This window comes from Psychrobacillus sp. FSL K6-2843, assembly GCF_038626375.1.
In the GTDB taxonomy this organism is placed as follows: domain Bacteria; phylum Bacillota; class Bacilli; order Bacillales_A; family Planococcaceae; genus Psychrobacillus; species Psychrobacillus faecigallinarum.
Genome location: NZ_CP152021.1, coordinates 1502596 through 1527755, shown reverse-complemented (window position 1 = coordinate 1527755; position 25160 = coordinate 1502596). Strand labels below are relative to the sequence as shown.

Sequence of the window (25160 nt, the reverse complement as noted above, 5' to 3'; positions counted from 1 at the left end):
CCCCTGATTTAGGAGCACTTTACTTCTATTTACGAGACACTTTCTCCTACTTTAGGGGCGGGTTTCAGCCATTTAGGGGCGGCTTTTCTACTTTTTAGGGGCGTTCCACTGATCTAGAAGCACTTTGCTTCCATTTACGAGACACTATTACCCTACTTCAGGGGTCCAACACCACTTAACCACTGAATTTCTAGACAGAAATTATTCAAGCATGATTGATAAACCACAAATAAAAGGCTCCTAGACATTAAAAGTCCAGGAGCCTTCTGTTATTACATAAAGTCTTTTAACAATGTGCTAAATTCTTTTTCACTCATCTTCAAGTTTTGATCAACAAGTGGGGTTGGTGCATATCCTGGTACCTGTTCTTGGTAGGATGGTGCGTTTTCGTCCTGATAGATAATACCTGTTACTAACCCTTCGTTTTCCATAACTACTCGTAGTGCTTCTTCACGATTAGTTGAATCGTATCCTTCCACGTTGGATAGCTTCGTTAAATGTTCTTTGAACCAGTCGTATGTGTTTACTTTGTTATAAGTAACACATGGGCTGAAAACGTTGATAAAGGAGAATCCTTTATGCTGAATACCAGCTTCGATGATAGCTGTCAGCTCTTTTATATCTGATGAGAAGCCCTGTGCAACAAATGTAGCTCCAGATGTAAGTGCCAGCTCAAGCGGCTTAACGGAAGGTTCTATTGCTCCGCCCGGTGTTGACTTTGTTTTAAATCCTTCTGCTGAACGAGGAGACGTTTGTCCCTTTGTTAACCCATAAATTTGATTGTCCATTACTACGTATGTTAAATCAATATTACGTCTAATCGAGTGAATCGTGTGCCCCATACCGATGGCAAATCCATCTCCGTCACCGCCAGATGCGATAACGTGTAAATCCTTATTGGCCATTTTTAACCCTTGGGCGATTGGTAGAGCTCTTCCGTGAATACCATGGAAGCCGTAAGAATGGATATATCCTGAGATACGTCCTGAACATCCAATTCCAGAGATTACTGCTAAATCATGCGGTTGGATGCCGACATTTGCTGCTGCACGTTGTATAGCCGCTTGTACAGAAAAGTCACCACATCCTGGGCACCAGTTTGGTTTTACATTGTTACGAAAATCTTTAAATGTTACCATCTGTTAGCATCTCCTTTACTTGTTTTGCAAGGCTTAATGGCAAGAATGGGGTGCCGTCGTATTTTAAGACACTCACTATTTTGTCATGACCGCCAACATTCATTTTAATAATGTTTGCCAATTGTCCTGTTGCGTTATTTTCCACAACCACTACTTTTTTAGCCTTTGATACTAAAGGCTGCATTTCTGCTGTTGGGAAAGGGTGTATCAAGCGAATATGTGCATGATTCACTTTAACTCCGTTTTCGTTTAACGTTTGTTGTAATTCCTCTAATACTCCACGAGTAGAATTAAAGCCTACAAATAAAATATCTGCTTCTTCATGAGGCGCGTTGACATACACCGGTTGGTCGAAGTTAACGTAGTTCAGCTTTTTCATACGCTTATCCATTTGGGCCTTACGATTTAAGGCTGCCTCTGAAGGCTTACCAGTTTCGTCATGCTCTACCCCTGTTACGTGGTGGATAGCATGCTTCATGCCAGGTAATACACGAGGAGAAATACCATCCTCTGTTACTTCATAGCGTTTAAAGTAAGCCTTATCTTCAGTTTCTGGAAGCTCTTCATCAATCATTAAGCGACCGCGACGAATTTCAATTTTAGAATAATCAAAAGGCTCTACTGTTTGCTTACCAAGTGATAATTGTAAGTCCGAAAGAATAATTACAGGTAGTTGGAGCTCTTCTGCAATGTTAAATGCTTGTATCGTATCGTAGAACGCTTCCTCACCAGTACTTGGTGCAATAACAACCTTTGGAATCTCACCATGTGTGCCGTAGATCATTTGCATCAAATCGGACTGTTCTTGTTTTGTTGGTAATCCAGTAGATGGGCCACCACGTTGAGTATCCACCACCACTAATGGTTGTTCGGTCATACCTGATAATCCGATTGCCTCCATCATTAGAGACAAACCAGGACCTGCAGATGCAGTGAATGCACGTACACCACCATAGTTAGAACCAATTGCCATTGTTGCTGCAGCAATTTCATCCTCTGTTTGAATAACTGCTCCACCGAATAGTGGTAGCTTTTTAATCATGTATTCCATTATTTCAGAGGCTGGTGTGATTGGATACGCTGCCATAAAGCGTACTCCAGCGGCTAATGCTCCCATAGCGATTGCATCGTTTCCAATCATGAATAGACGACGGTTGCCATCAGCAGGAGCTACCTCCCATTCTCCTAAACGGTCGCCAAGCTGCTGTGCCATAGTGTCATAGCCTTGTTGAATAGCTTGCATATTTTTTTCTACAACTTCTTGCCCTTTTTTACCAAAAATTTCATCGACAACGCTCTGGAATACTGCTTTGTCTAAGTTTAATAAAGCAGACGTTGCCCCAATTGCCACCATATTCTTCATAAGAGAAGTTCCAAGCTCAGAAGCAATCTCTGTAAAAGGTACGATATACATTGGTGCTAGACAGTCCTCTGGTGCCTCAGGTGAAAATTTAGCATCAGCTAGTATTACACTCTGTTCTGTAAGCTCTTTATAATTTACATCAATGGTTTCCTGATCGAACGCCACTAAAATATCTAAGTTATCTGGAATGGTACGTACTTGAGTAGGACGTACACAAATTTTATTGTTAGTATGTCCACCTTTAATTCGAGAAGAGAAATGACGGTATCCATATAAGTAGTATCCTAGGCGATTCATAGCCATAGAGAAAATCTCGCCCGTACTCTCAATACCTTCTCCTTGCTGCCCTCCTACTTTCCAAGAAAGCTGTTGCAACATATAAACATCTCCTTACTATTCTCTTTAAATGCTTTTTTCCTTCATTAGTTTATCACGAAGTAGGGATATTCACTATGTATTCCCTGTTTTTTTATAGAATTTCAGACCTTTGACGGAAATGCTTCGTCACCAATTATTCAAAAAATTAGTACTGTATGTACTTTCCCCAAAATTTAAGCCGCCACTTATAATAAGTAGCGACTTTTTGCATAACTTTATATAGAGCGCAAAGTCTCCTTATGGAGAACGATTTGCAACAATATATTATTTTGTTTTCTTTTCCACCAGTAATTTCAAAGCAGTTCGGTCTTCACCAGAGATAACAATATCTGTGAAAGCCGGGGAGCAAGTTAGGTCTGTGCCACTTGGAGCAACAAATCCTCTTGCTATAGCAATAGCTTTTATCGCTTGGTTTAATGCTCCTGCGCCTACTGCTTGCATTTCTGCATAACCTTGTTCTCTTATAACTGCAACTAATGCACCAGCAACTGAATTTGGGTTTGAACGAGAAGATACTTTTAAAGAATCCACTATCATTTCTCCTTTTATCGCTATATTTATGAACTTGCTTTCGTTCATAAACTAACTTATGCTCGGAAGAAATTATTTAGACATTTTTAAGCCTCAAATGGATAATCTTCGTTAATATAAATTCTTTCCTGATGTATCGCTTTACCTGTTTTGTTATCTACCTCTACGAAAAATCCACTTAGTACCGAACGCCCACTCTTTGGCACTTCAAAGCGAGTTGGCATATTTGTTTGAAAACGGTACAGGACATCTTCTTTTTTCATACCTAATACTTCGTCATAAGGTCCTGTCATCCCTACATCTGTAATATAAGCAGTACCACCAGGCAGAATACGAGAATCTGCTGTTTGTACATGTGTATGAGTACCAACAACGACAGATGCCTTTCCGTCTAAATGCCAGCCAAAAGCAATCTTTTCACTTGTCGCTTCTGCATGAAAGTCTACAAATACGATTGGCGATAGCTTTTTTGCTTCCTCTACCATTTCCGTTGCCATCTTAAATGGATCTTCATGCGGCGGCAAGAAGGTTCTGCCGTGCATATTGATAACTGAAATAGTATGACCGTTTTTTGTAACAGAGGTCATTCCTTTTCCAGGTGCCTCTTCTGAAAAATTAGCTGGGCGAATTAAATAATCTGTATCATCAATGAAATCCATAATTTCTTTTTGGTCCCATGTATGATTTCCCATAGTTACTACATCTACCCCCATATGTAAAAGGGAGTTAAAAATATTTTTTGTAATGCCTCTACCTGCTGCTGCATTCTCTCCATTTGCAATTACTACATCTGGATTATATTTTCTTTTCAATCTTGGCAAGTAGCTTTCTAACGTATCTCTACCAATAGATCCAACAATGTCACCAATAAATAAAATTTTCATTATTTTAATAACTTCCCTTCACGAAAAAAAGGCTTCATTTCGAAGCCTTTTAATTTCAATTTCATTTTTTCTTTACTTATTTTGCATACTCGACAGCTCTTGTTTCTCTGATTACTGTTACTTTAATGTGACCAGGATAATCGAGCTCTTCTTCGATTCGCTTACGGATATCTCTAGCCAAGCGATGTGCTGTAATGTCATCGATTTGGTCTGGACGTACCATTATGCGAATCTCTCTACCCGCTTGAATAGCAAAAGATTTTTCAACACCATCATATGATTCTGAAATCTCTTCTAACTTTTCTAGACGGCGAATATAGTTTTCCAATGTTTCACTTCTTGCACCTGGTCTTGCTGCGGATAATGCATCTGCAGCAGCTACTAATACCGCAATAACAGATGTAGCCTCTGTATCACCATGGTGGGAAGCGATACTGTTAATCACTACTGGATGTTCTTTATACTTTCTAGCAAGTTCTACACCAATTTCTACGTGACTACCTTCTACTTCATGGTCAATAGCTTTACCAATGTCATGTAGTAAGCCAGCACGTCTAGCTAATGTAACGTCTTCCCCTAGTTCAGCTGCTAATAGTCCAGCTAAATATGCAACTTCTGTGGAATGTTTTAGTACGTTTTGTCCGTAACTTGTACGGTATCTTAAACGACCTAAAATTTTCATCAAATCTGGGTGTAAATTATGAACACCTACGTCAAATGTAGTTTGTTCACCAATTTCACGAATTTGTTCATCTACTTCTCTTCTAGATTTCTCTACCATTTCTTCGATTCGAGCTGGATGGATACGTCCGTCTTGTACTAATTTTTCTAGAGCAAGTCGAGCAGTCTCTCTTCTAATAGGATCGAATCCAGAAAGAATAACAGCTTCTGGCGTATCATCAATGATCAAATCAATACCTGTTAATGTTTCTAACGTACGAATGTTTCGTCCTTCGCGTCCGATAATTCGTCCTTTCATCTCATCGTTTGGTAAATTTACAACTGACACAGTTGTTTCAGCAACATGATCTGCCGCAAATCTTTGCAAAGCAAGTGAAAGTATTTCTCTAGATTTTTTGTCAGCCTCTTCTTTGGCTCTTGTTTCTGACTCTTTAGTCATCACAGCAATATCGGTTGCTAGTTCGTTTTCTACCTCTTGAAGAATAATTGTTTTTGCTTCTTCTCGTGTTAACGTAGAAATACGTTGAAGCTCGCTTTGTTGCTTATCAACTAATTCATCCACTTCACTTTCCTTCTGTTCGATATGCTGTTGTCTTTGTGTTAGAGCATCTTCTTTACGCTCAAGACTTACTTCTCTCTTGTTTAGAGCATCATCTTTACGATCTAGGTTCTCTTCTCTTTGTAATAACCGATTTTCCTGTTTTTGCAGTTCCATGCGGCGTTCTCGGATGTCAGATTCAGCTTCATTTCGTAATTGGTGAGTTTCATCTTTGGCTTCTAATAGTGCTTCTTTCTTTAATGCTTCTGCTTCTCGCTTTGCTTCCTCTAAAATGAGCGCAGAAGATTGTTTTGCACCAGTCACTTTTGAATCATTCACTTTTTTCAGATAAGTGTAACCAACAGCGCCACCAACAAGTAGACCAAGCAAAGCGGAGATGATAATTTCCATCATTTCGAACACCCCCTATTGCTATACTTTTAAGTTTCAGTTGGCACAAATATGCAATAATTAGTGCATATTTGTACAGCCTTTTTATCATTTAATAAAGAAATTATACAATTTTAATTGTATAGATGTAGAAATACTCTGTCAAGGAAACGGGAGAATATTATTAGTTTTAGGGGAGGGGGGTCTTCATATTATAAAGAGCAAAAGAAAAGTATAGGGTGATTTTGGGTAAATACTTTTTTATTGATATTATGATATGTGATAGATATGGTTAATTTTTACTTCAGATGGACGCTTTTCACAAGGAAGCATAACCCTTCTCCTTCGATTATTGCCATTGTATGCTAGCTTATCTTTCTCACCAACAACAACCAAGAGTCTTCACCTAAAAAATCGTTTGGATCAAACTTACTCATTATATAAAGCTATCAAATAATATTTTCCTTGAAAAATGAATAATAGATGAATATACACTTTCCACCGTAGGTATGATATGCCATCCCGGGGTTCTCAGCTATAAACTTTATTTTAAAAAAAGGTATCAAGAGATAGACTCTTAATACCTTTTGTAATTCTTCCCTAAAAGAAGAAGCTTAACTTTTTATTTTTCATCATCTAAAAGTAGCTCGAATTCGCCGTCTTCTTCCTCTTGTTCATGTGCTGCAATAACAAATGAATTTGAAGTCATTCCTAAAGATTGACGAATTTTTGATGCGATTTCGTCTTTAATAGCAGGATTTTCCTTCAAGAATTGTTTAGCGTTTTCTCGCCCTTGACCTATGCGTTCTTCATTGTATGCATACCAAGAACCGCTTTTTTGGATAATATCGTATTCAGAACCTATGTCGACGATTTCTCCTTCTTGAGAAATCCCTTCTCCATACATAATGTCTACTTCTGCTGTTTTAAATGGTGGAGCAACTTTATTTTTTACTACTTTAATTTTTGTTTTGTTCCCCATAATGTCAGTACCTTGTTTAATAGCTTCTGCACGTCTTACTTCCAAGCGAACGGAACTATAGAATTTAAGCGCACGACCACCTGGTGTTACCTCTGGGTTACCAAACATTACGCCTACTTTTTCACGAATCTGGTTGATGAAAATAGCTATCGTGTTAGATTTGTTAATAACACCAGAAAGCTTACGCAAAGCCTGAGACATTAAGCGAGCTTGAAGACCGATATGAGAATCTCCCATTTCCCCTTCTATCTCTGCTTTTGGTACTAAAGCTGCTACGGAATCAATAACTATGATTTCAACCGCACCACTGCGAACTAGAGCTTCTGCGATTTCAAGGGCTTGCTCTCCAGTGTCAGGTTGAGATAATAATAATTCATCGATATTAACGCCTAGTTTTTGTGCATAGACAGGGTCCAATGCATGCTCAGCATCAATAAATGCTGCTTGGCCACCAGTTTTTTGAATTTCTGCAATTGCGTGAAGAGCTACTGTTGTTTTACCTGAGCTTTCAGGTCCATAGATTTCAATAATACGGCCACGTGGATATCCGCCTATTCCAAGAGCTGCATCCAAAGCTAGGGAACCACTTGAAGAAGTGGAGATTTCACGGTCTGTTTTCTCTCCTAGCTTCATAACTGAACCTTTCCCAAATTGCTTCTCTATTTGTTTTAAAGCCATTTCTAACGCTGCTTTACGATCATTAGCCAAATGTATTTCCTCCTAGAAACTATCATTTTTTTTACTATCTTTAGTATACTCGGTCTTTGAGAAATTTACAAGAAAAAAGCGAACATCTATTCGTTTATTTATTAAGACTATCATAATTTGATAGGAAAAAACAGCTCAAAATAGTATTTTGGGCCGTTTTTTATAGTCAAAATTAAATTTTTGAAAGTCCCTCTTCTCTGAGTATACGGATAAGATAATGGATTGCAAATTTCACAGTTCTTAATCTATTCGTGTTTCTCATGCCTGAAAGATTCAATTTATAGGATATTGGCGCAACGTCCCCATAGGCAATTCCAATCCAAACCGTACCGGCCGGTTGGTCGCCATGTCCGTCTGGACCTGCAGCTCCAGTGATACCTACACCAATTGTTGTATTAAATTTCTCTTTAACACGGATTGCCATCTCCTCGGCAACCTGACTAGAGACTACACTGTGTTCATCAATGGTTTCCTTCTTAACACCTAGTTGATTGATTTTTACTTCTTCAGTGTAAGTGATAACACCACCTACTAGCGCAACCCCCATTCCCGGGACCGCTGCCAACTCTGATTGGAAAAGACCTGCCGTCATACTTTCTGCAGCAGATATTGTTAGTTCATTGTCAATTAGAATATCTCTTAACTTCGAGGCAAGTGATTCGTTATTATAGCCATACACATATTTACCGACACGGTTTAAAATTTCAGCCTGTAGCATTTCAATGCTTTTCCATGCTTCTTCCTCAGTGTCTGCTTTCGCAGTAAGTCTTAACGTTACCTCTCCATCAGAAGCCAAAGGAGCTAAAGTTGGATTTGTTTGATTGTCTAACAAGTCTTGGACCTGTGTCTCTAACTCTGCTTCTCCTATTCCATAAAAGCGTATTACATGAGACATAATAACGTTTTCTTTATACAACAACTTAGGTAGTAGTGGCTTAGCCTCAAATTGGAACATCGGTTCCAATTCCTTTGGGGGCCCAGGTAATAACATATATGCATGGTTCTCTGTTGAAAGAAGCATTCCTGGAGCCATCCCATGCTTGTTTTCCAAGACTGTACAGCCTTCTAAAACCAGCGCTTGTTTTTTGTTATTCTCAGTCATCATTCTTCCTGATCTTTTAAAGAAATCTTCTATATACATAATCGCGTGATCATCAAGTACAAGATTTTTGTTAAGGTGTTTAGCAATTGTTTCTTTTGTTAGGTCGTCCTTAGTAGGCCCTAAACCTCCTGAAAAAATAATTAGGTCTGCTCGTTCTTCTGCGATTTTGATGGAGTCTAATAACCGATTGGGATTATCTCCAACTACCGTATGGTAATATACGTCTATCCCTAACTCCGCAAGCTGGGAAGATATGAATCGGGCATTTGTATTAGAAATCTGACCTAATAATAGCTCTGAACCTACCGCAATAATCTCTGCTTTCATTCCTATACTTCCTTCCTACTTTGAGTCAAGTAACACTTTACGATTCAAATAGAAATAATCAAATCCCGACCATACTGTGAAGAATAGACAAACATACAGCATAATCATATCGAATGGGAAGTTGAACATTTCAAAGAATACATTTCCTAATAGTAAGGATGAAATCGCAATTATTTGTGTCCACATTTTTATCTTGCCAAGCTGGTTTGCCGCCACTACCTCTCCAGTATTAGCTAAAATTAATCGTAGTCCAGTCACGGCAAATTCGCGGCTGATAATTAATATAACTACCCAAGCTGGCGCAACTCCAAACTGCACGAGAATTATTAATGCCGCTGACACAAGCAATTTATCTGCTAATGGGTCCAAAAATTTACCCATATTCGTTACTAAATTATATTTTCGAGCGTAATAGCCATCGATAAAGTCTGTAATAGAGGCGATAATAAAAATAATTGCACCTATTAGATGGTTTGTTGGGATTGTTGCACCTAAAAAGCTAACTTCTCCCCAGTTAAAGTCTACTAGCATAAAAATCATAAAAATTGGGATTAAAAAAATTCGAAACATAGAAATTCTATTTGGTATATTCATTTTGAAAAACTCCTTTCATCTTTCAAACAAAATAGCCATCTCATCGATGACTATTTGTTGAACTGTATAACTAAATTTTGTGGGCTTTTATCTGTTGGAAATTCTACTAACTGGTCATTAATATATACCTCGCTGATTAGAACATCCCCAACACGAACACGGATTTGGGACTTATCTGTTACATCCAATTCGTATGGAGTCCCTGAATTGACCCAGCTATCATATAATTTATTACTATCCTGATCTTTTAAGTTTAACCAAGTTTTAGCACTATTAGCCACAACTTTAAGCTTAAAAGTCTCTGAACCGCTGACAGTATAAGTAGTAGTTTCTCCCTCGGTTCCCACTAAGGTAACCACTTGCTCAGGTGTAGGTTTCTCTTCCTCTTCCTCCACTACTGCCTCTTTTTCCTTTTCTTCCTCTTCATTATCTACTGCTGTTTGGTCAGTTGAAGGACGGTTCGTTTCTAGTGTTACATTTTCTTCTGTTTCCAATTCATTCGAATCGTCTGCTTCAGGCGAATTCTGCCAGAGTACCCATACAATCACAATAATCGCTACAATAAACAATGCAACTATAATCATCGGCACTATCTCCATAAACTTATTCGAAGATCGCCCACCTAAGGTTCTTCTTGATGGTGTAGTTGGTATGCTTTTAGCAACTTCCTCATTTGCAGGGCTCGGAATTTCTGCTTTGTAAGTTTCTAAAAGTTCATCGCCATTTAAGCCGACAGCTTCTGCATATTGCTTAATAAAAGCTCTCACATAAAAGGCTCCTGGCATTGTTGAATAGTTTCCTTCTTCAATATTCGCCAAATATCTTTTTTGTATTTTAGTTATTTCTTGTAAATCCTCAATACTATAGCCTTTTGCTATTCTCGCTTCTTTTAAGCGAGTTCCAAGTTCAGTCATATAAAACACCTACCCGTTAAAAATTAAATCCGCCAAATCCGCCAAAGCCACCCATTCCCTTGTCGGACATACCGTGATTCTTCTCCATCATTTCATACGTTATTTCCTCATCAGGACTATGGCGAAGCTCAATTATATAATCAAAATCTTCAATGGAATATTCTGAATGCTGGATGAACATATCTGGATGCTCAACTACTTTAATAGTAGGCATCCTCATCATTTCCCTTACTAGCTGAAGATGTTTTTCATCGTTTGATTTTCGGGTAACAATACCATCCAGTATAAAAATATTACGATCACTGAATTCATCTCCTGCGAGCTGATTTCTAATAGTTTGCTTAATCATGGTAGACGATAAGAAAATCCACTTTTTGTTCGCACATACACTAGCCGCCACTACAGACTCTGTTTTTCCAACTCGTGGCATCCCTCTTATACCTATCAGCTTGTGTCCTTCCTGTTTAAAAATTTCAGCCATAAAATCAACAAGAAGTCCAAGCTCGTCTCTTACAAAACGAAAAGTCTTTCTATCATCCGCATCTCTTTGTATGTACCTTCCATGACGAACAGCTAAACGGTCTCTTAACTTAGGCTCACGGAATTTAGTCAAATGAATCGTTTCCATTGTGGAAATGATGTGCTCAAAGCGTTCAATGTTTTCTTTTTTCTCTGCCTTAATGAGCATACCACGTCTACCCTCGTCCACTCCATTAATTGTAACTATATTTACTCGTAACATACCTAATAGAGAAGAAATGTCTCCTAAAAGTCCGGGACGATTTACTTGAATTTCATATTCAAAAAACCACTCACTTGCCATCATGTATTCCTCCCTGTTTAGAATGACGTTTTCACTTCATTAATAGTTCTATCATATATGATTTTATACCTGAATAAAAGGAAAAAAGAAAAGAGAGGTAATTCTCTCTTTTCTTTTACTTAAATATACCATCCACCATTTACTCGGATAATTTGGCCGGTAATATAATATGCTTTTTCACTAGCCAAAAAGGCGATGACATTCGCTACGTCCTGTGGGTTACCGAATACACCTGAAGGAATTTCTTCTAATATAAGATTTCGTGATTCTTCGTCTAGATGAGCATTCATTTTCGTATCAATGAAACCTGGAGCGACCACATTCACCGTTGTTTTCTGCATGGCAACCTCTTTCGCATAAGCCTTAACGAAAGCATGCTGAGCACCCTTGGCAGCAGAATAGGCAACTTCATAGGAAGCACCTGTCTCCCCCCAAATAGAGCCGACAAAGATGATTGAGCTATGCTCATGTTTACGTAGCTTCGGAGATAACTTCCCAACTAAAAACATTGGATGCTCAATATGAACTTGGAAAAGCTTCTGAATCTCATTTAGAGCAGTTTCCTCCAGTCCTTTATACAAGCTATGCCCTTGGGCAAATACTACAGATTGCAATGTGAATATAGAATTTGCCATTATTTCTATTGCATTAGAGTCTGAGAGGTCAGCTTGAATGGATATAAATTCCTGTTCAGGATAAGCAAGATTCAAAGTAGCTAAAAGTTCATCCATTTTTTCTTTATTGCTAGCAAAATGAAGGTATAAGGACCATCCCGACTCAGCCAGACTATGACTGACTGCAATCCCTATCTCTCCAGATGCTCCTACTACTAAAGCAAATCTTTTATCCATTATTTGTTTCTTTCGAAGGAATAATTTTAAATACGGTATGTGTATTTTCGTCCTTAAATGCTTCAAAAGCTGTTTTAACCTGCTCCATTTTCAGATTTTCTAAAGCAGGAACTACGTCGAATAAATTCATATCATTAAATTTATAGCGTGTAAATTGGTTTGCAATATATTCAATAGAATTGAGGGCTCTCAAGAAATGCCCGATTTTTTTTCTTGTAATTTGTTTTAAGTCTTTCTCTTCAAATGTCCAATTTGTTGCGAACTTGTTAATAGTTTCCTTTATACTCTGACTAAGTTCATCTACGTTAGCAGTATCTGAACCAATCATCGCAAAACCATACCCTTCTTCCATCGAGAAGTCTGCGCTGTAGGATTCATCTATTAGTCCTTTTTCATATACATCTTGGAAAAAGGCAGAGGTTCTACCGAATATAAGTTCAACAGCAACTTGCATTGCCAACTCATAGTTTAGCATCTCTTCCCCAGTAATATTAACATTACTCGATTTGACACCGTATAGAAGCTTGGATTTTTGGACATCCATTTTAAGTGTACGCTCTTTTTTATCCACCTGCGTTTGCTCCTCTGGATAAAAACGAACAATTTCCTCAGGAGCTTTAAAATCCTTCTTCGCTTGATTATCTTTTACAAACTCCATCATCTCTTTAGGATCTACTGCTCCCACTACGAACAGCACCATATTAGATGGGTGATAGAAAGTATTGTAGCACTCGTATAAATGTTCCGCTGTAATATGGCTAATTGACTCGATTGTTCCTGCGATGTCAATTTTCACCGGATGCTCCTTATACATATTTTCAATCGTTCCAAAGTATAAACGCCAGTCCGGCTGATCATCGTACATTGTAATCTCTTGGCCGATTATACCCTTTTCCTTTTCCACCGTTTGCTCAGTAAAATATGGCTCCTGTACAAAATCAAGAAGAGTTTTTGTGTTTTCTAAAATATTGTCAGTAGAAGAAAACAGATAGGAGGTTCTAGTAAAGGAAGTAAATGCATTAGCAGAAGCCCCGTTTTCACTAAATTTTTGAAAAACATCCCCTTCTTCTTTTTCAAACATTTTATGTTCTAAAAAGTGGGCTATTCCGTCAGGCACTATGACAGGATCTTTTTTTCCAAGTGGGATAAATTCTCGGTCAATTGAACCGTATTTTGTTGTAAAGGTTACATAAGTTTTAGAGAAGCCTTTCTTTGGCAAAATATAAACATTTAATCCATTGGAAAGTTCTTCATGGTAGAGCGTTTCTTCTAATTGTTCAAAGTGAGTTTCATTCATTGTCTGCACCGTCCTTACCAGATAAGAAATAGACAAATTCTTTTTGGATGTTTGTTGCCATCTCTTGAATTTGCTCCTTCGTTACTTTTTCCCACTTAGCTGTCCAGTTCTCCACTGTGAAGGATTCATCAAGTTCTTTATATTGATCATAGATTTCTATTTGTGCCCTAGCAGAGTCAAGGGATTCTTTTAGTTGGTTTTTAAGCATTGATTTTGTTTGATTGATTTCTAAATCTGTTATTTCTCCATTTTGCATCTCTTTTAACTGTTCGTCTATCAATGCTACTGCTTTTTCCTCTACTGTAGGATCAATCCCTGCAAGAACAAAAATACGGCCATAAAGAGAAGAAAAGCTACTAGAAGCATAATATGCCATACTTTCCTTTTCACGCACATTCATAAATATTTTTGAATGTGCAAAGCCTCCCAAAATACCATTAGTAATTTGCATGATTGGAAACTCTTTAGAGTAAAACGTGACTGGAGTACGATAAGAAATATGTAATTTCCCCTGCTTCATGTCTTGTTTTTCATGGACAAAATCTGTGTTGATAGTTGAAACAGCACTTTCGGTTTCTTTAGGGATGTCTGCAGAACGGCCTTCAAATGGGAAATACTCTCCAATTTTAGCTTTCATTTCTTCTACATTTACATCTCCGACAATATAAATTGACAGTGGTTCTTTAGTAAGCAAAGTTTGATGCATTTCAACTAGCTGCTCATTAGTCACTTGTTTTACTGTTTCCACATTACCATTTGCACTAATTGAGGCAGGATGGTTGGGTAAAATATTCTCAAGTAATCTTTGTTGTGCAAAGCGGGTTTTGTCATCATACATTGACTGGATACGCTCTATAACTTGCTCTTTCTCTCTTTTTACTACTGACTCTACGAATTTCCCGTTGTCCAAGTTCGGTTTAAAAAGAACTGTCTGCAGTAATGAAAGTACCTCATCAACTACAGTTTCATTAGACAAATATGCGTCGTTTACCGTTTCAGCATTTAAAGAAAAAATATGGTTTAAACCTTTTTTAGATGTATCAAAATATAAAATAGCTCCAAACAATTCATCTAATCGCTTTCTAAAAGAAGCGTAGGTAGGATATTCTGCATTACTATACTGCAGCACATTTGCTAAGACAGCACGAATAGCTGCTGTTTCTACAGTTAATGGTTTTTTCCATTTAAAAGAAATATTAATGGTCTTAAATTGCTCAGTAGGTCTTATATAAAGCTGAACACCTTTGGCTAATTCAAAATGTTGAAACATGAAAATAATTCCCCCTTTTTCTTTCTAGTGTTGCTCATATACCTTTTCACTATACATCTTCTAATTATATCAATACAAACAAAAGGGACCAAATGATTGGTCCCTTTTACATAAATAAGATTATTTTATTAGTTGTCCCATTTAATGCCTAAAAACTTACTAGTTGAATCAATTTCAAAAGTCATTATTATATGAAAATAACTCAATTAATATATTTTTATCTATTCCCTTTAATGTATGGAATTCCACTTGCTTTAGGTGCATTAGCTTTTCCTATGAATCCAGCTACAGCAAGAATAGTTAATACATACGGTAAAATGTGTAAATAAAAGCTTGGAATTTGATCAATGTAAGGAATTTGACCTCCTACAATACTTAATGCTTGTGCAAACCCGAAGAATAATGCTGCTCCTAGTGCACCAAGCGGATGCCATTTACCAAAAATCATAGCTGCTAGTGCCATGAATCCTTGACCGTTAATTGTTGTATGACTGAATTCCCCAGAAATTGATTGAGAATAAACAGCTCCACCAATACCTGCTAACATACCAGATAGTACTACCGCAATATAACGCATTTTCTTAACATTAACTCCCATTGTATCTGCAGCCATCGGATGTTCACCTACAGCACGAAGACGGAGTCCAAATGGAGTTTTATAAATAACAAACCAAGCAAGAATTGCTACTGCAACAGCTAATATAGAAGTAGAGTAAACATCCTTAAATAACATTGGACCGATTATAGGTATTTCACTTAAACCAGGGATATCAAAACGGATAAAGCGTTCTTCAATATAATCTGTTTGTCCTTTGTCATAAATCATTTTTACAGAAAACAAGGCAATCGCAATACCTAGCATGTTAATTGCTACCCCTGAAATCGTTTGGTCAGCTCTAAATGAAATAGAAGCCACCGCATGAAGTAATGCAAATAGACCAGAAACAAGCATTGCTGCAATTACAGCAACCCACGGAGTCATAGAACCAAAAGTATCTACAAACGTTAAGTTAAAAATAATCCCGATAAAGGCACCCATAACCATCATACCTTCAAGTCCGATGTTAATCACACCTGATCTTTCAGAGAAAACTCCTCCAATAGCTGTGAAAACCAAAGGGGCTGCATAGAAAATTGCTGATGGAATAATGAAATATAATACGTCTAAAAAGCTCATTTAGTTCGCCTCCTTTTTCTTACTAATCTTTTCAAGGAAATAGCGAATGACATATCCACATGCAACGAAGAAAATAATAATCGCAATAACGATTGATACGATTTCTATTGGTACTCCCGCTGCGTTCGGCATATTGGTTGCTCCATATTTAAGCGAGCCAAATAATGTAGCACCAAAAATTACTCCTAGAGGTGTATTCGCCCCAAGTAAAGCTACGGCGATTCCATCAAATCCGATACCAGTAAAGGCACCCTTTGAGCTTGCGTAACCAAATGTACCCAATGCCTCCATAGCCCCAGCTAGACCAGCAAAAGCACCTGAGATAACCATTGATAGAATAATATTCTTAGAAACATTCATCCCAGCATACTCTGAAGCATGTTTGTTGAAACCTACTGATTTCAGTTCATAACCAGTAGTTGTTTTTTCTAAAATAAACCACATAACTAAAACCATTGCTAGCGCAATGAAAATTCCGTAGTGTAAACGAGAGTAATCAGTAATGCTTTGGAAGAAAGCGGATGTAAGTGAAGCTGTTGGTTTAATCGCTTCGGTACTGTCTCCGCCATCCGCAACAATTTTAATAAGTGCATTAGTTGTATGGAGTGCAATATAGTTCATCATAATCGTTACAATTACTTCATGAACTTGTAGCTTTGCTTTTAATAACCCCGGAAGGAAAGCCCATAACCCACCTGCAACTGCTGCTGCAAGAACGGCTAAAGGAAGATGAATATACATCGGTAGGTCAAATGCAATTCCAACATAAGTAGCTGCAAACCACCCTACTAGTAATTGACCTTCTACACCGATATTAAACAAACCTGTTCGGAATGCAAATGCTACCGCAAGCCCTGATAATAGGTAAGGTGTAATTTGGCGTACTGTTTCACCAATTCTATAAGCGTCACCAAATATACCTTCCCATAACGCTGAATATCCTAGTATAGGATCATATCCACTTACTAGCATGACAATCGCGCCGACGATTAACCCTAGTATTACAGAAATAACAGGGACAAGTATATTTACTACTCTATTCGACATGCTCTACATCCCCCTGTTTGTTGTCTTTGTTTCTAGTTTGTCCAGCCATTAATAGACCAAGCTCTTGCTCAGTAGTTTCTTTAGGAGAAAGTGTATCGACAATTTGCCCATCATAAATAACGGCAATACGGTCAGATACATTCATTACCTCATCTAATTCAAACGAAAGAAGTAAAACTGCTTTTCCTTTATCTCTTTGCTCTATTAAACGCTGATGAATAAATTCAATGGCTCCTACGTCAAGACCACGAGTAGGAAGTGCTGCAATTAAAAGCTCAGGATCACGGACAACCTCACGACCAATAATAGCCTTCTGTTGATTACCTCCAGATAAGGATCGAGCTAATGTGTGCTCTCCTTGTGTACGAACATCATATTCTTTAATAATTTTTTGAGCTAAATTAGAAACTTTTTTATAATTAATGATTCCTCTTTTAGAAATAGGCTCTAAATAATAGGTTTGTAGTGCAATATTATGACCGATTGGAAAATCTAAAACTAAACCATGCTTATGTCTATCCTGTGGTATGTGTCCTACTCCCGCCTCAGTTACTTTACGAGGCTTTTTGTTTGTGACATCTTGTCCATTTACAAAGATAGATCCGCTTTTAGATTTACGAAGACCAGTAATGGCTTCAATAAACTCACTTTGACCGTTCCCATCAATTCCTGCAAGTCCTAGAATTTCACCCTTACGAACAGTTAAGTTTAATCCTTTTACCTTTTCAATCCCACGGTAATCAGTTACCACTAACTCATTAATAATTAACGCTTCTTCCTTAGGAGTAGCTTCTCCCTTAACTGTTTTAAATTCGACCTGACGACCGACCATTAGAGATGCCAATTCATTTGGATTTGTTTCTGCTGTTATTACAGTCCCAATCCCTTTACCTTTACGAATAACTGTCACTCTATCAGAAACATCCATAATTTCCTTTAGTTTGTGAGTTATTAGAATAATAGATTTACCTTCTTTAATAAGGCGCTTCATAATTTGTATAAGCTCATTAATCTCTTGTGGAGTTAGTGAAGCAGTTGGCTCGTCAAAAATAAGGATCTCCGCTCCACGATAAAGCGTTTTCAAAATTTCCACCCTTTGCTGCATTCCAACTGAAATATCTTCAATCTTTGCATATGGATCTACGTTTAATCCATAAGTTTCTGATAGCTGTTCAATTTTACGTGCAGCATCTTTAATATTAACTACTCCGCCACTTGTCGGCTCGTTACCTAAAATAATATTTTCAGTAACTGTAAAATTTTCTACTAACATGAAATGCTGATGAACCATGCCAATTCCAAGATCATTAGCAACATTTGGATCGGTAATTTTTACAGAATTACCTCTAACTTTTATCTCTCCGCCTTCAGGCTGATATAGACCAAATAAAACATTCATTAGAGTGGATTTTCCTGCTCCATTTTCACCTAAAAGAGCATGTATTTCTCCCTTCTTCAATTGAAGGGTTATATTATCATTTGCTACAAACGATCCAAACTCTTTCCGAATGCCTAGCATCTCTATTACATAATCCAATGAATTCACTCCCTACTTGAATACTAGTACTAAATTAATACAGGAAAGACTTTAAATATTTAAAATCTTTCTTCTACTAATTTAAAATATCATAAAGACCGAGCAAGTCGGTCTTTATGATGTTAAGTCAAATTATTCTACAGTTTCAGGAACTACGATTTCACCAGCAGCAATCTTTTTAGAATACTCATCAATTTTTGCTAAAACATCATCCGGAATAGCTCCGCGAGAATCAGCAAGTTGAACGCCTTCTTCAGCTAAACCGTAAGTAACTGTTTTTCCACCAGGGAATTTACCATCCATTGCTTCTTTTGCAATGTTTTGTACTGCAACATCTACACGTTTTTGCATAGAAGTAAGTGTTACGTTAGTATCTCCAACTGCACCCTCTTCGTATTGGTCAGAGTCAACTCCGATTACCCATACGTTAGCATTAGCATCTTTAGTTTTACGTTCTTTTGCTTCAGCAAATACACCATTACCAGTACCACCAGCTGCGTGGAAAATAATATCTACGCCTGAAGAGTACATACGATTAGCTGTTGTTTTACCAAGAGCTGCATCATCAAACTTACCAGTATATTGAACGTCTACTTTAATAGATGGATCAACTGCTTTAACACCTTCAAGGAATCCTGCTTCGAAGCGTTCAATAACAGGAATCTCCATTCCACCAACAAAACCAATTTGTTTTGATTCAGACATTAATGCTGCAGCAACTCCTGCAAGGAACGATCCTTCTTGTTCTTTAAACATTACAGAAGCTACGTTTGGAGCATCAACTATAGAGTCAATAATCGCTAATTGAGCATCTGGTTGTTGACTAGCAATAGTTCCAATTGGCTTTTCCATCAAGAAACCGATACCATAAACTACGTCAAAATCACGACGAACTAGGTTAGTAATGTTATTGATGTAATCTGCATCAGATTGAGATTGAAGATAATCATAACCGCCATCACCTTTTTTAAGGCCATGCTCTTTACCAAATGCTTCAATACCTTCCCAAGCTAGTTGGTTAAATGATTTGTCATCTACTCCACCAACGTCAGTAACCATTGCTAAAGAGAAATCTACTTTTTCTTCTGTTCCACTGCCAGTGTTTGAACCTTCGTCAGTCTTCTCTTCATCTTTAGAACCACAAGCTCCAAGAATAGTACCAGCAGCTAATACAAGTGATAAGCCTAAACCAAATTTACGTTTTGTCAACTTGAAAACCCCCATTATTTTTCTTCTTAGCAGGAACTATTTCTACACCCTTTTCCGAACTACATGAAAGCTAAATTTATCAGCTCGAAAATAATTTTTCGAATATAAAACTACACGATCATTCTCATCATAATGAAGTTGTTTTAAAACTAGCAATGAAGTCTCTGGTTCACAATTTAAAGTCGGCGTAGCTACTTCATGATATCCCACTGGATCAATGTAAGCGACTGCGTGCGAAATACGAATGTCCCCTGTTTCCTCCAAAGCAGTAAAAATGGATCCTTCTTTTCTAATTAGAAAATCCGTCGGCAAATAATCTTGTGGAACTTTATCGACACAATACACTACTGGCTCATCGTCTGCAGTTCGGACACGTTCCATCGTGACGATAGTTGCATCCTCCACACATTGGAAACGTTTGCTATCATCCTCCGAAGCAGCTGATTCCATAGAACTAAGGTAAATAGTACCAGGCTCCATGCCTGCGTTTCGAATCATCGTCGAAACACTGGAGAGCTGTTCAATCCCCGATGTAAAAACTGGCTTTGAGTTAACAAAGGTTCCTACGCCATGTCTTCTTACAATAATATTTTCTTCCTCCAGCACACGTAGAGCTTCACGTAAAGTCGCTCGACTAACCCCAAGGAGCTTGGCTAATTCAAATTCAGAAGGTAATTTCTCCTTTTCTTTGAATATCCCCTTTTCAATGTCTTGTTTAAGACGATCGATCACTTGTAGGTACAAATGCCTTTGATCCATTTTTATTGTCATTTAAAACACCACCATTATGAAGAGATCAGACCTCTGATGTAAAACTTTCCTACTAATCAGTACATACTATAACATTTTTAATCCTTTAAATAAATACTTTATTTTCGAATATTAGAAAAGAATTTATACTAATATTATATAAATGTAATCATTTTGTCATAATATATGGATTAATGTGTGATACTAATTGCCAAAAAGCTTATAAACACTGAATTCTTCGATATTTGTATTCTTTACTTTATTTTAGTCTAAAAAAGTTTTTTTGGATAGAGAATTATAATTCAATTGGATGTTAGTAATATCTCAGGTATACTTTTATCGAAATATAGATTCAGTAATTTCATATTTTTTCTATAGTGCTTATATATAAAACATAAATAAAAAAGATAACCGAGAAAATGCCTCTCGATTATCTTTCTTTAGTTTTTTAATAAAATTTGCTTCGTATTATAAAAATCGAGCATTAAAATAAGTCTTCTATACGCATTAATTTCTCACAGAGTATCTTGGTCATACTCTTGTTTCGATATTAACACTTGTCTTGGCTTACTTCCTTCATAAGGCCCTACGATTCCACCCAGCTCAAGCTGATCAATTATTCGAGCTGCTCTAGAATAACCTACACGGAAACGTCTTTGTATTAAGGAAACAGATGCCGTTTGCATTTCCATAACCAACTGCGCAGCATCATCGTATAAATCATCACGATCCAGCTGCTCTTGTGATTCTTCCACTTCATCTGGAATCATTTCTTCTTGGTAATTGGCCTTTTGTTGTTCAATTACAAAGTCGACAATTCTTTCCACCTCGGCATCTGATAAGTAAGCTCCCTGTACTCGAACCGGCTTAGAGCTTCCTGCTGGCAGAAATAACATATCCCCTCTACCAAGCAGTTTTTCTGCGCCACCCATATCTAGAATAGTTCGAGAATCTACGGATGAAGATACTGCAAATGCAATTCTTGAAGGTATATTAGCTTTGATAATACCTGTAATAACGTCAACACTTGGTCTTTGTGTTGCTATTATTAAATGGATTCCTGCCGCACGAGCCATTTGTGCAATTCGTGTAATAGAATCTTCTACATCACTTGAAGCTACCATCATCAAGTCAGCCAGCTCATCTACAATTACTACAATAAACGGGAGCTTTGGATGCTTCTCTTCATTTTCCTCATTCCATTTTTCAATATGATCATTATAGCCTTGGATATTACGAGTTCCTGTATGAGAGAACAGGTCATATCTTCTTTCCATCTCAGAAACGATTTTCTTTAGTGCCTGTGATGCTTTTCGCGGATCGGTTACTACAGGTGCCAATAAATGTGGAATGCCATTATAGACATTTAGCTCAACCATTTTAGGGTCAATCATCATCATTTTCACTTCATGCGGTTTTGCTCGCATCATGATACTTGTAATAATCCCATTAATACATACACTCTTCCCGCTTCCAGTAGAACCTGCCACAAGTAGATGGGGCATTTTGTTTAACTCGGCTAATACCGCCTGTCCTGTTACATCTCGGCCAAAACCTATCAATAGCTTTTGGCTCGGCTTATTGTTCTCTTTTGCTTCCAATACCTCTCGCAGGCTGACTATTGCCACCTCTTTGTTAGGTACTTCTATCCCTACAGCAGATTTTCCAGGAATTGGTGCTTCAATTCGAATATCTCTAGCTGCTAACGCCAGTGCTAAATCATCATGAAGGCTCACAATTCTACTAACTTTGACACCTACGTCAGGTAGAACTTCATATTTAGTAACCGCTGGACCTAGGTGGACCTGCATAACCTTAGCTTTTACACCAAAGCTTAAGAAAGTTTGCTCCAATTTTTTAGCATTTGCTTGTATAGCATTTAACTCTCCACTTTGGTCATTATGCTCTGGAGAATCCAACAGATTAATGCTAGGCAGCTGATAATCTTCATTTTCAAGTTCATCAGCATCCATGTTAATCTCTATAGGTTCAGTTGGTTCTGTTTGTTCAGCAGGATCTTCTCTTCTCGTAATTCTTTCAGTGAATGCAGAGATAATAGGAGCGGATGCTACTTCTGGCTCTTCCTGTTGCCCAGGATTCATGTCATGTATAGTAACAGCTTGCTCAGCCTCTTCCTCTACTGCACCCTTACGAGATCTGCGAGAAACTCTTTTAGTCTCTGTTGCTGGTTTTTGCTTTTCCTTTTTCGCTCTTTTCTTAAAGCTTTCTGCCATCTTAGGTGATATCTCTACTAAGTAGGGAACTAATGCTTTTCCAGTTAATAAAACGATACCAATTAAAAGTAAGAGCCAGCTAATAACTTTAGCACCTGCAGAGTCAAACAACACATGAAATGATGCAAACAATATAGCACCAATCATACCTCCGCCAAGTGAGCTACTTCTGTTTGAAATTCCTCCACTTTCAACTAATACTCTATAACTTTCCCTTAATACAGAGTTTGACATTAATGCCTTTCCTTCAAACAATTGCTCAAAGAGTGCTAAATGGCTAAATATTAATAAACTGCTCAAAATAAATGCACCGCTTAACAGCAAACGATGATTCCATGGTGGAAACGTTTGTTTTATCATAATTATAAAAGCATAAATAACGAACATAAACGGTATTGCAATATGCCAGTTACCAAATAAGAAATAGCCTATATACGCGAAAACTTCGCCAACTAGGCCATATTCAAAGAAAGAAATTACAGCGATTCCCAATATGAGAAGTCCTATAATTTCAAACATTAATGGATGAAGTGATTTTTTCTTGTTTTTTTTGACTTTCTTTTTAGTTTTCTTCTTTGCCACGAATGTCACCTACTTTGTTTAAAAATAATCTTTTCCAATAGCATGCACTTAACAGGTAAAATATAACAGCTTCAGAAGATAAAAAAGATTTCCTTCCACAATGGGAAAGGAAATCCTGATTTTAGATATCAATATTCCATTATAATTGGAATAATCATCGGACGTCTCTTCGTTTGTTGGAATAAATATGAATTTAGCGTATCACGGATTTCTTGTTTAATGTTTGTCCATTCAAACGTTTCTTTATTCACATATTTTTCAACAATTGTTCTTACTAATTTAGCGGATTCATCCATTAACTCTTCTGATTCTCTTACGTATACAAAACCTCTTGATAGAATCTCAGGTCCTGAAGCTATTTTCTTTTGAGCACGGTTAAGTGTAATTACTACGATAAAGATTCCGTCCTGAGATAATAGTTTACGGTCTCTTAAGACAATGTTACCTACATCTCCAACGCCAATCCCATCTATTAGAACGTTGCCAGCTTGTACTCTTCCACTCATTCTAATTTTTCCATTTTTGTATTCTACAATATCGCCTTTATCAGCTATAAATATTTCTGACTTTGCCATCCCCAAGTCCTGAGCCAATTTAGAATGAGCTATCAGCATACGATACTCCCCTTGAATTGGAATAAAGTATTTAGGCTTTGTGAGGTTTAACATCATTTTTAAATCCTCTTGACTACCATGTCCTGATACGTGGACATTTTTACTAGAGGTCAAAACTTTTGCTCCAGCTTTTGCGATAAGATTCATCGTATTAAATACTCCAACTTCCATTCCTGGAGATGGTGTAAATGTTATAAGTACAGTATCCGTATCTTTAATCTTAATATCCTTATGATGCTTGCGAACCATTTTCTCTAAAGCCTCTAAAGGTTCTCCTTGATTACCAGAAACGATAATTACAATATCTTCATCGTTATATTTAGAGATTTCTTTTATCGGAATCATAGTTTCTTCTTGGACAGTAAAATAACCTAAGTCTAAACCTATAGCAAAGATATTCTCTAAGCTTTTTCCTGCAATAGCAACTTTTTTGCCAGTCTCAGCAGCTTTGTCAAATACCTGTTGAATTCTTATAAAATTGGATGCATAAAGAGATACAAGAATACGACCTTTAGCAGCGTGGAATGTTTCTGATAATTGGTTTTCAATAACTGCTTCTGATGTTGTATATCCGGGTCTTTCTGCTTCTGTTGAATCAGACATGAGGATAAACACGCCTTCTTCTCCTAGTCCTGCCATTTTTGCTATATCTGGGCGGTATTTCCCTCTAGCAGATTGATCAAACTTAAATTCTCCTGTATGCACAATAGCACCTTCAGAAGTATGGAATACGATACCTAAAGAATCCGGGATACTATGTGTTGTGTGAAAAAATGTTACGTGTGTGTTTTGGAAGTTCATTCGACTTTTATTTGTTACTTCAAAATACTTTACTTGTTGCTTTGCTGGCATTGCCTTTACATGAGTTTTTGCCAAAGCAATAGTTAGCTTGGAGCCATATACAGGCGCTTGAATCTTTTGCAGTAAATAAGCAATAGAGCCAATTGCGTCTTCATGTCCATGCGTTAAAAAGATTCCTTTAACCCGATCTTTGTTTTCCTCTAAATACGTAATATCAGGAATGACGATATCAATACCCAACATTTCGTTTTCCGGGAACATAAGACCGCTATCTACTACAAAGATTTCATCGTCTATTTCTACTACGTACATCGCTTTACCGATTTCGCCAACTCCACCGAGCGGTATAATACGAATAAGTTCATTTTTAACTTTTACCAATTCTTTTCCTCCTAATTGTTAACCCGACCAACATCCACTATTTTTTATTATATCGG

General features: G+C 37.4%; 20 protein-coding genes. All 20 read right to left on the bottom strand.

The window, feature by feature from the left end; translation table 11 throughout:
- Nucleotides 1-272: 272 nt before the first annotated feature.
- Nucleotides 273-1139: a 2-oxoacid:ferredoxin oxidoreductase subunit beta gene (locus MKY94_RS07430; protein ID WP_144538120.1), complete on the bottom strand. Its 867-nt coding sequence runs from the start codon at nucleotides 1137-1139 to the stop codon at nucleotides 273-275.
- Nucleotides 1126-2880 carry a 2-oxoacid:acceptor oxidoreductase subunit alpha gene (locus MKY94_RS07425; RefSeq protein ID WP_154311087.1) on the bottom strand — a complete coding sequence of 585 codons (1755 nt, stop codon included), beginning with the start codon at nucleotides 2878-2880 and terminating at the stop codon, nucleotides 1126-1128. The genes MKY94_RS07430 and MKY94_RS07425 overlap by 14 nt, the downstream gene beginning before the upstream one ends.
- 264 nt (nucleotides 2881-3144) lie before the next feature.
- Nucleotides 3145-3411, bottom strand: coding sequence for a stage V sporulation protein S (locus tag MKY94_RS07420; protein ID WP_144538118.1), 267 nt, complete (start codon nucleotides 3409-3411; stop codon nucleotides 3145-3147).
- 86 nt (nucleotides 3412-3497) lie between these two features.
- On the bottom strand, nucleotides 3498-4295 hold the full coding sequence (locus tag MKY94_RS07415) for a TIGR00282 family metallophosphoesterase (RefSeq protein ID WP_151110486.1): 798 nt from the start codon (nucleotides 4293-4295) through the stop codon (nucleotides 3498-3500).
- A gap of 76 nt (nucleotides 4296-4371) precedes the next feature.
- Nucleotides 4372-5925, bottom strand: a complete 1554-nt coding sequence (rny, locus tag MKY94_RS07410; RefSeq protein WP_144538257.1) for a ribonuclease Y — start codon at nucleotides 5923-5925, stop codon at nucleotides 4372-4374.
- A 601-nt stretch (nucleotides 5926-6526) separates the two neighbouring features.
- Nucleotides 6527-7594: a recombinase RecA gene (gene recA / locus MKY94_RS07405; protein WP_225215853.1), complete on the bottom strand. Its 1068-nt coding sequence runs from the start codon at nucleotides 7592-7594 to the stop codon at nucleotides 6527-6529.
- A gap of 172 nt (nucleotides 7595-7766) precedes the next feature.
- Nucleotides 7767-9023: a competence/damage-inducible protein A gene (locus MKY94_RS07400; protein ID WP_342578327.1), complete on the bottom strand. Its 1257-nt coding sequence runs from the start codon at nucleotides 9021-9023 to the stop codon at nucleotides 7767-7769.
- 15 nt (nucleotides 9024-9038) lie between these two features.
- The gene (gene pgsA / locus MKY94_RS07395) at nucleotides 9039-9617 is read right to left on the bottom strand and encodes a CDP-diacylglycerol--glycerol-3-phosphate 3-phosphatidyltransferase (protein WP_144538115.1); all 579 of its coding nucleotides are present in this window, start codon (nucleotides 9615-9617) and stop codon (nucleotides 9039-9041) included.
- A gap of 50 nt (nucleotides 9618-9667) precedes the next feature.
- Nucleotides 9668-10531, bottom strand: a complete 864-nt coding sequence (locus MKY94_RS07390; RefSeq protein WP_144538114.1) for a helix-turn-helix domain-containing protein — start codon at nucleotides 10529-10531, stop codon at nucleotides 9668-9670.
- 16 nt (nucleotides 10532-10547) lie between these two features.
- Nucleotides 10548-11354, bottom strand: coding sequence for a YmfK family protein (locus tag MKY94_RS07385; RefSeq protein WP_144538113.1), 807 nt, complete (start codon nucleotides 11352-11354; stop codon nucleotides 10548-10550).
- Nucleotides 11355-11473: 119 nt separating this feature from the next.
- Nucleotides 11474-12205, bottom strand: coding sequence for an SDR family oxidoreductase (locus tag MKY94_RS07380; RefSeq protein WP_144538112.1), 732 nt, complete (start codon nucleotides 12203-12205; stop codon nucleotides 11474-11476).
- A complete protein-coding gene (locus tag MKY94_RS07375) occupies nucleotides 12198-13502 on the bottom strand; it encodes a pitrilysin family protein (protein ID WP_144538111.1) in 1305 nt (434 codons plus the stop codon). Before MKY94_RS07375 ends, MKY94_RS07380 begins: the two co-directional genes overlap by 8 nt.
- Nucleotides 13495-14772, bottom strand: a complete 1278-nt coding sequence (locus tag MKY94_RS07370) for a pitrilysin family protein (protein WP_144538110.1) — start codon at nucleotides 14770-14772, stop codon at nucleotides 13495-13497. The genes MKY94_RS07375 and MKY94_RS07370 overlap by 8 nt, the downstream gene beginning before the upstream one ends.
- Nucleotides 14773-14989: 217 nt before the next feature.
- Entirely contained in the window at nucleotides 14990-15949 is a 960-nt protein-coding gene (locus MKY94_RS07365; RefSeq protein ID WP_144538109.1) for an ABC transporter permease, read from the bottom strand.
- Nucleotides 15950-16996, bottom strand: coding sequence for an ABC transporter permease (locus MKY94_RS07360; protein ID WP_154311093.1), 1047 nt, complete (start codon nucleotides 16994-16996; stop codon nucleotides 15950-15952).
- Nucleotides 16986-18533, bottom strand: coding sequence for an ABC transporter ATP-binding protein (locus MKY94_RS07355; RefSeq protein ID WP_342578326.1), 1548 nt, complete (start codon nucleotides 18531-18533; stop codon nucleotides 16986-16988). Before MKY94_RS07355 ends, MKY94_RS07360 begins: the two co-directional genes overlap by 11 nt.
- A 132-nt stretch (nucleotides 18534-18665) precedes the next feature.
- The gene (locus MKY94_RS07350) at nucleotides 18666-19742 is read right to left on the bottom strand and encodes a BMP family protein (protein WP_144538106.1); all 1077 of its coding nucleotides are present in this window, start codon (nucleotides 19740-19742) and stop codon (nucleotides 18666-18668) included.
- Between the two features lie 42 nt (nucleotides 19743-19784).
- Nucleotides 19785-20513, bottom strand: a complete 729-nt coding sequence (locus MKY94_RS07345) for a GntR family transcriptional regulator (protein ID WP_144538105.1) — start codon at nucleotides 20511-20513, stop codon at nucleotides 19785-19787.
- A 494-nt stretch (nucleotides 20514-21007) separates the two neighbouring features.
- Nucleotides 21008-23245, bottom strand: coding sequence for a DNA translocase FtsK (locus tag MKY94_RS07340; RefSeq protein WP_342578661.1), 2238 nt, complete (start codon nucleotides 23243-23245; stop codon nucleotides 21008-21010).
- 191 nt (nucleotides 23246-23436) lie between these two features.
- A complete protein-coding gene (locus MKY94_RS07335; protein WP_144538104.1) occupies nucleotides 23437-25104 on the bottom strand; it encodes a ribonuclease J in 1668 nt (555 codons plus the stop codon).
- Nucleotides 25105-25160: the final 56 nt, after the last annotated feature.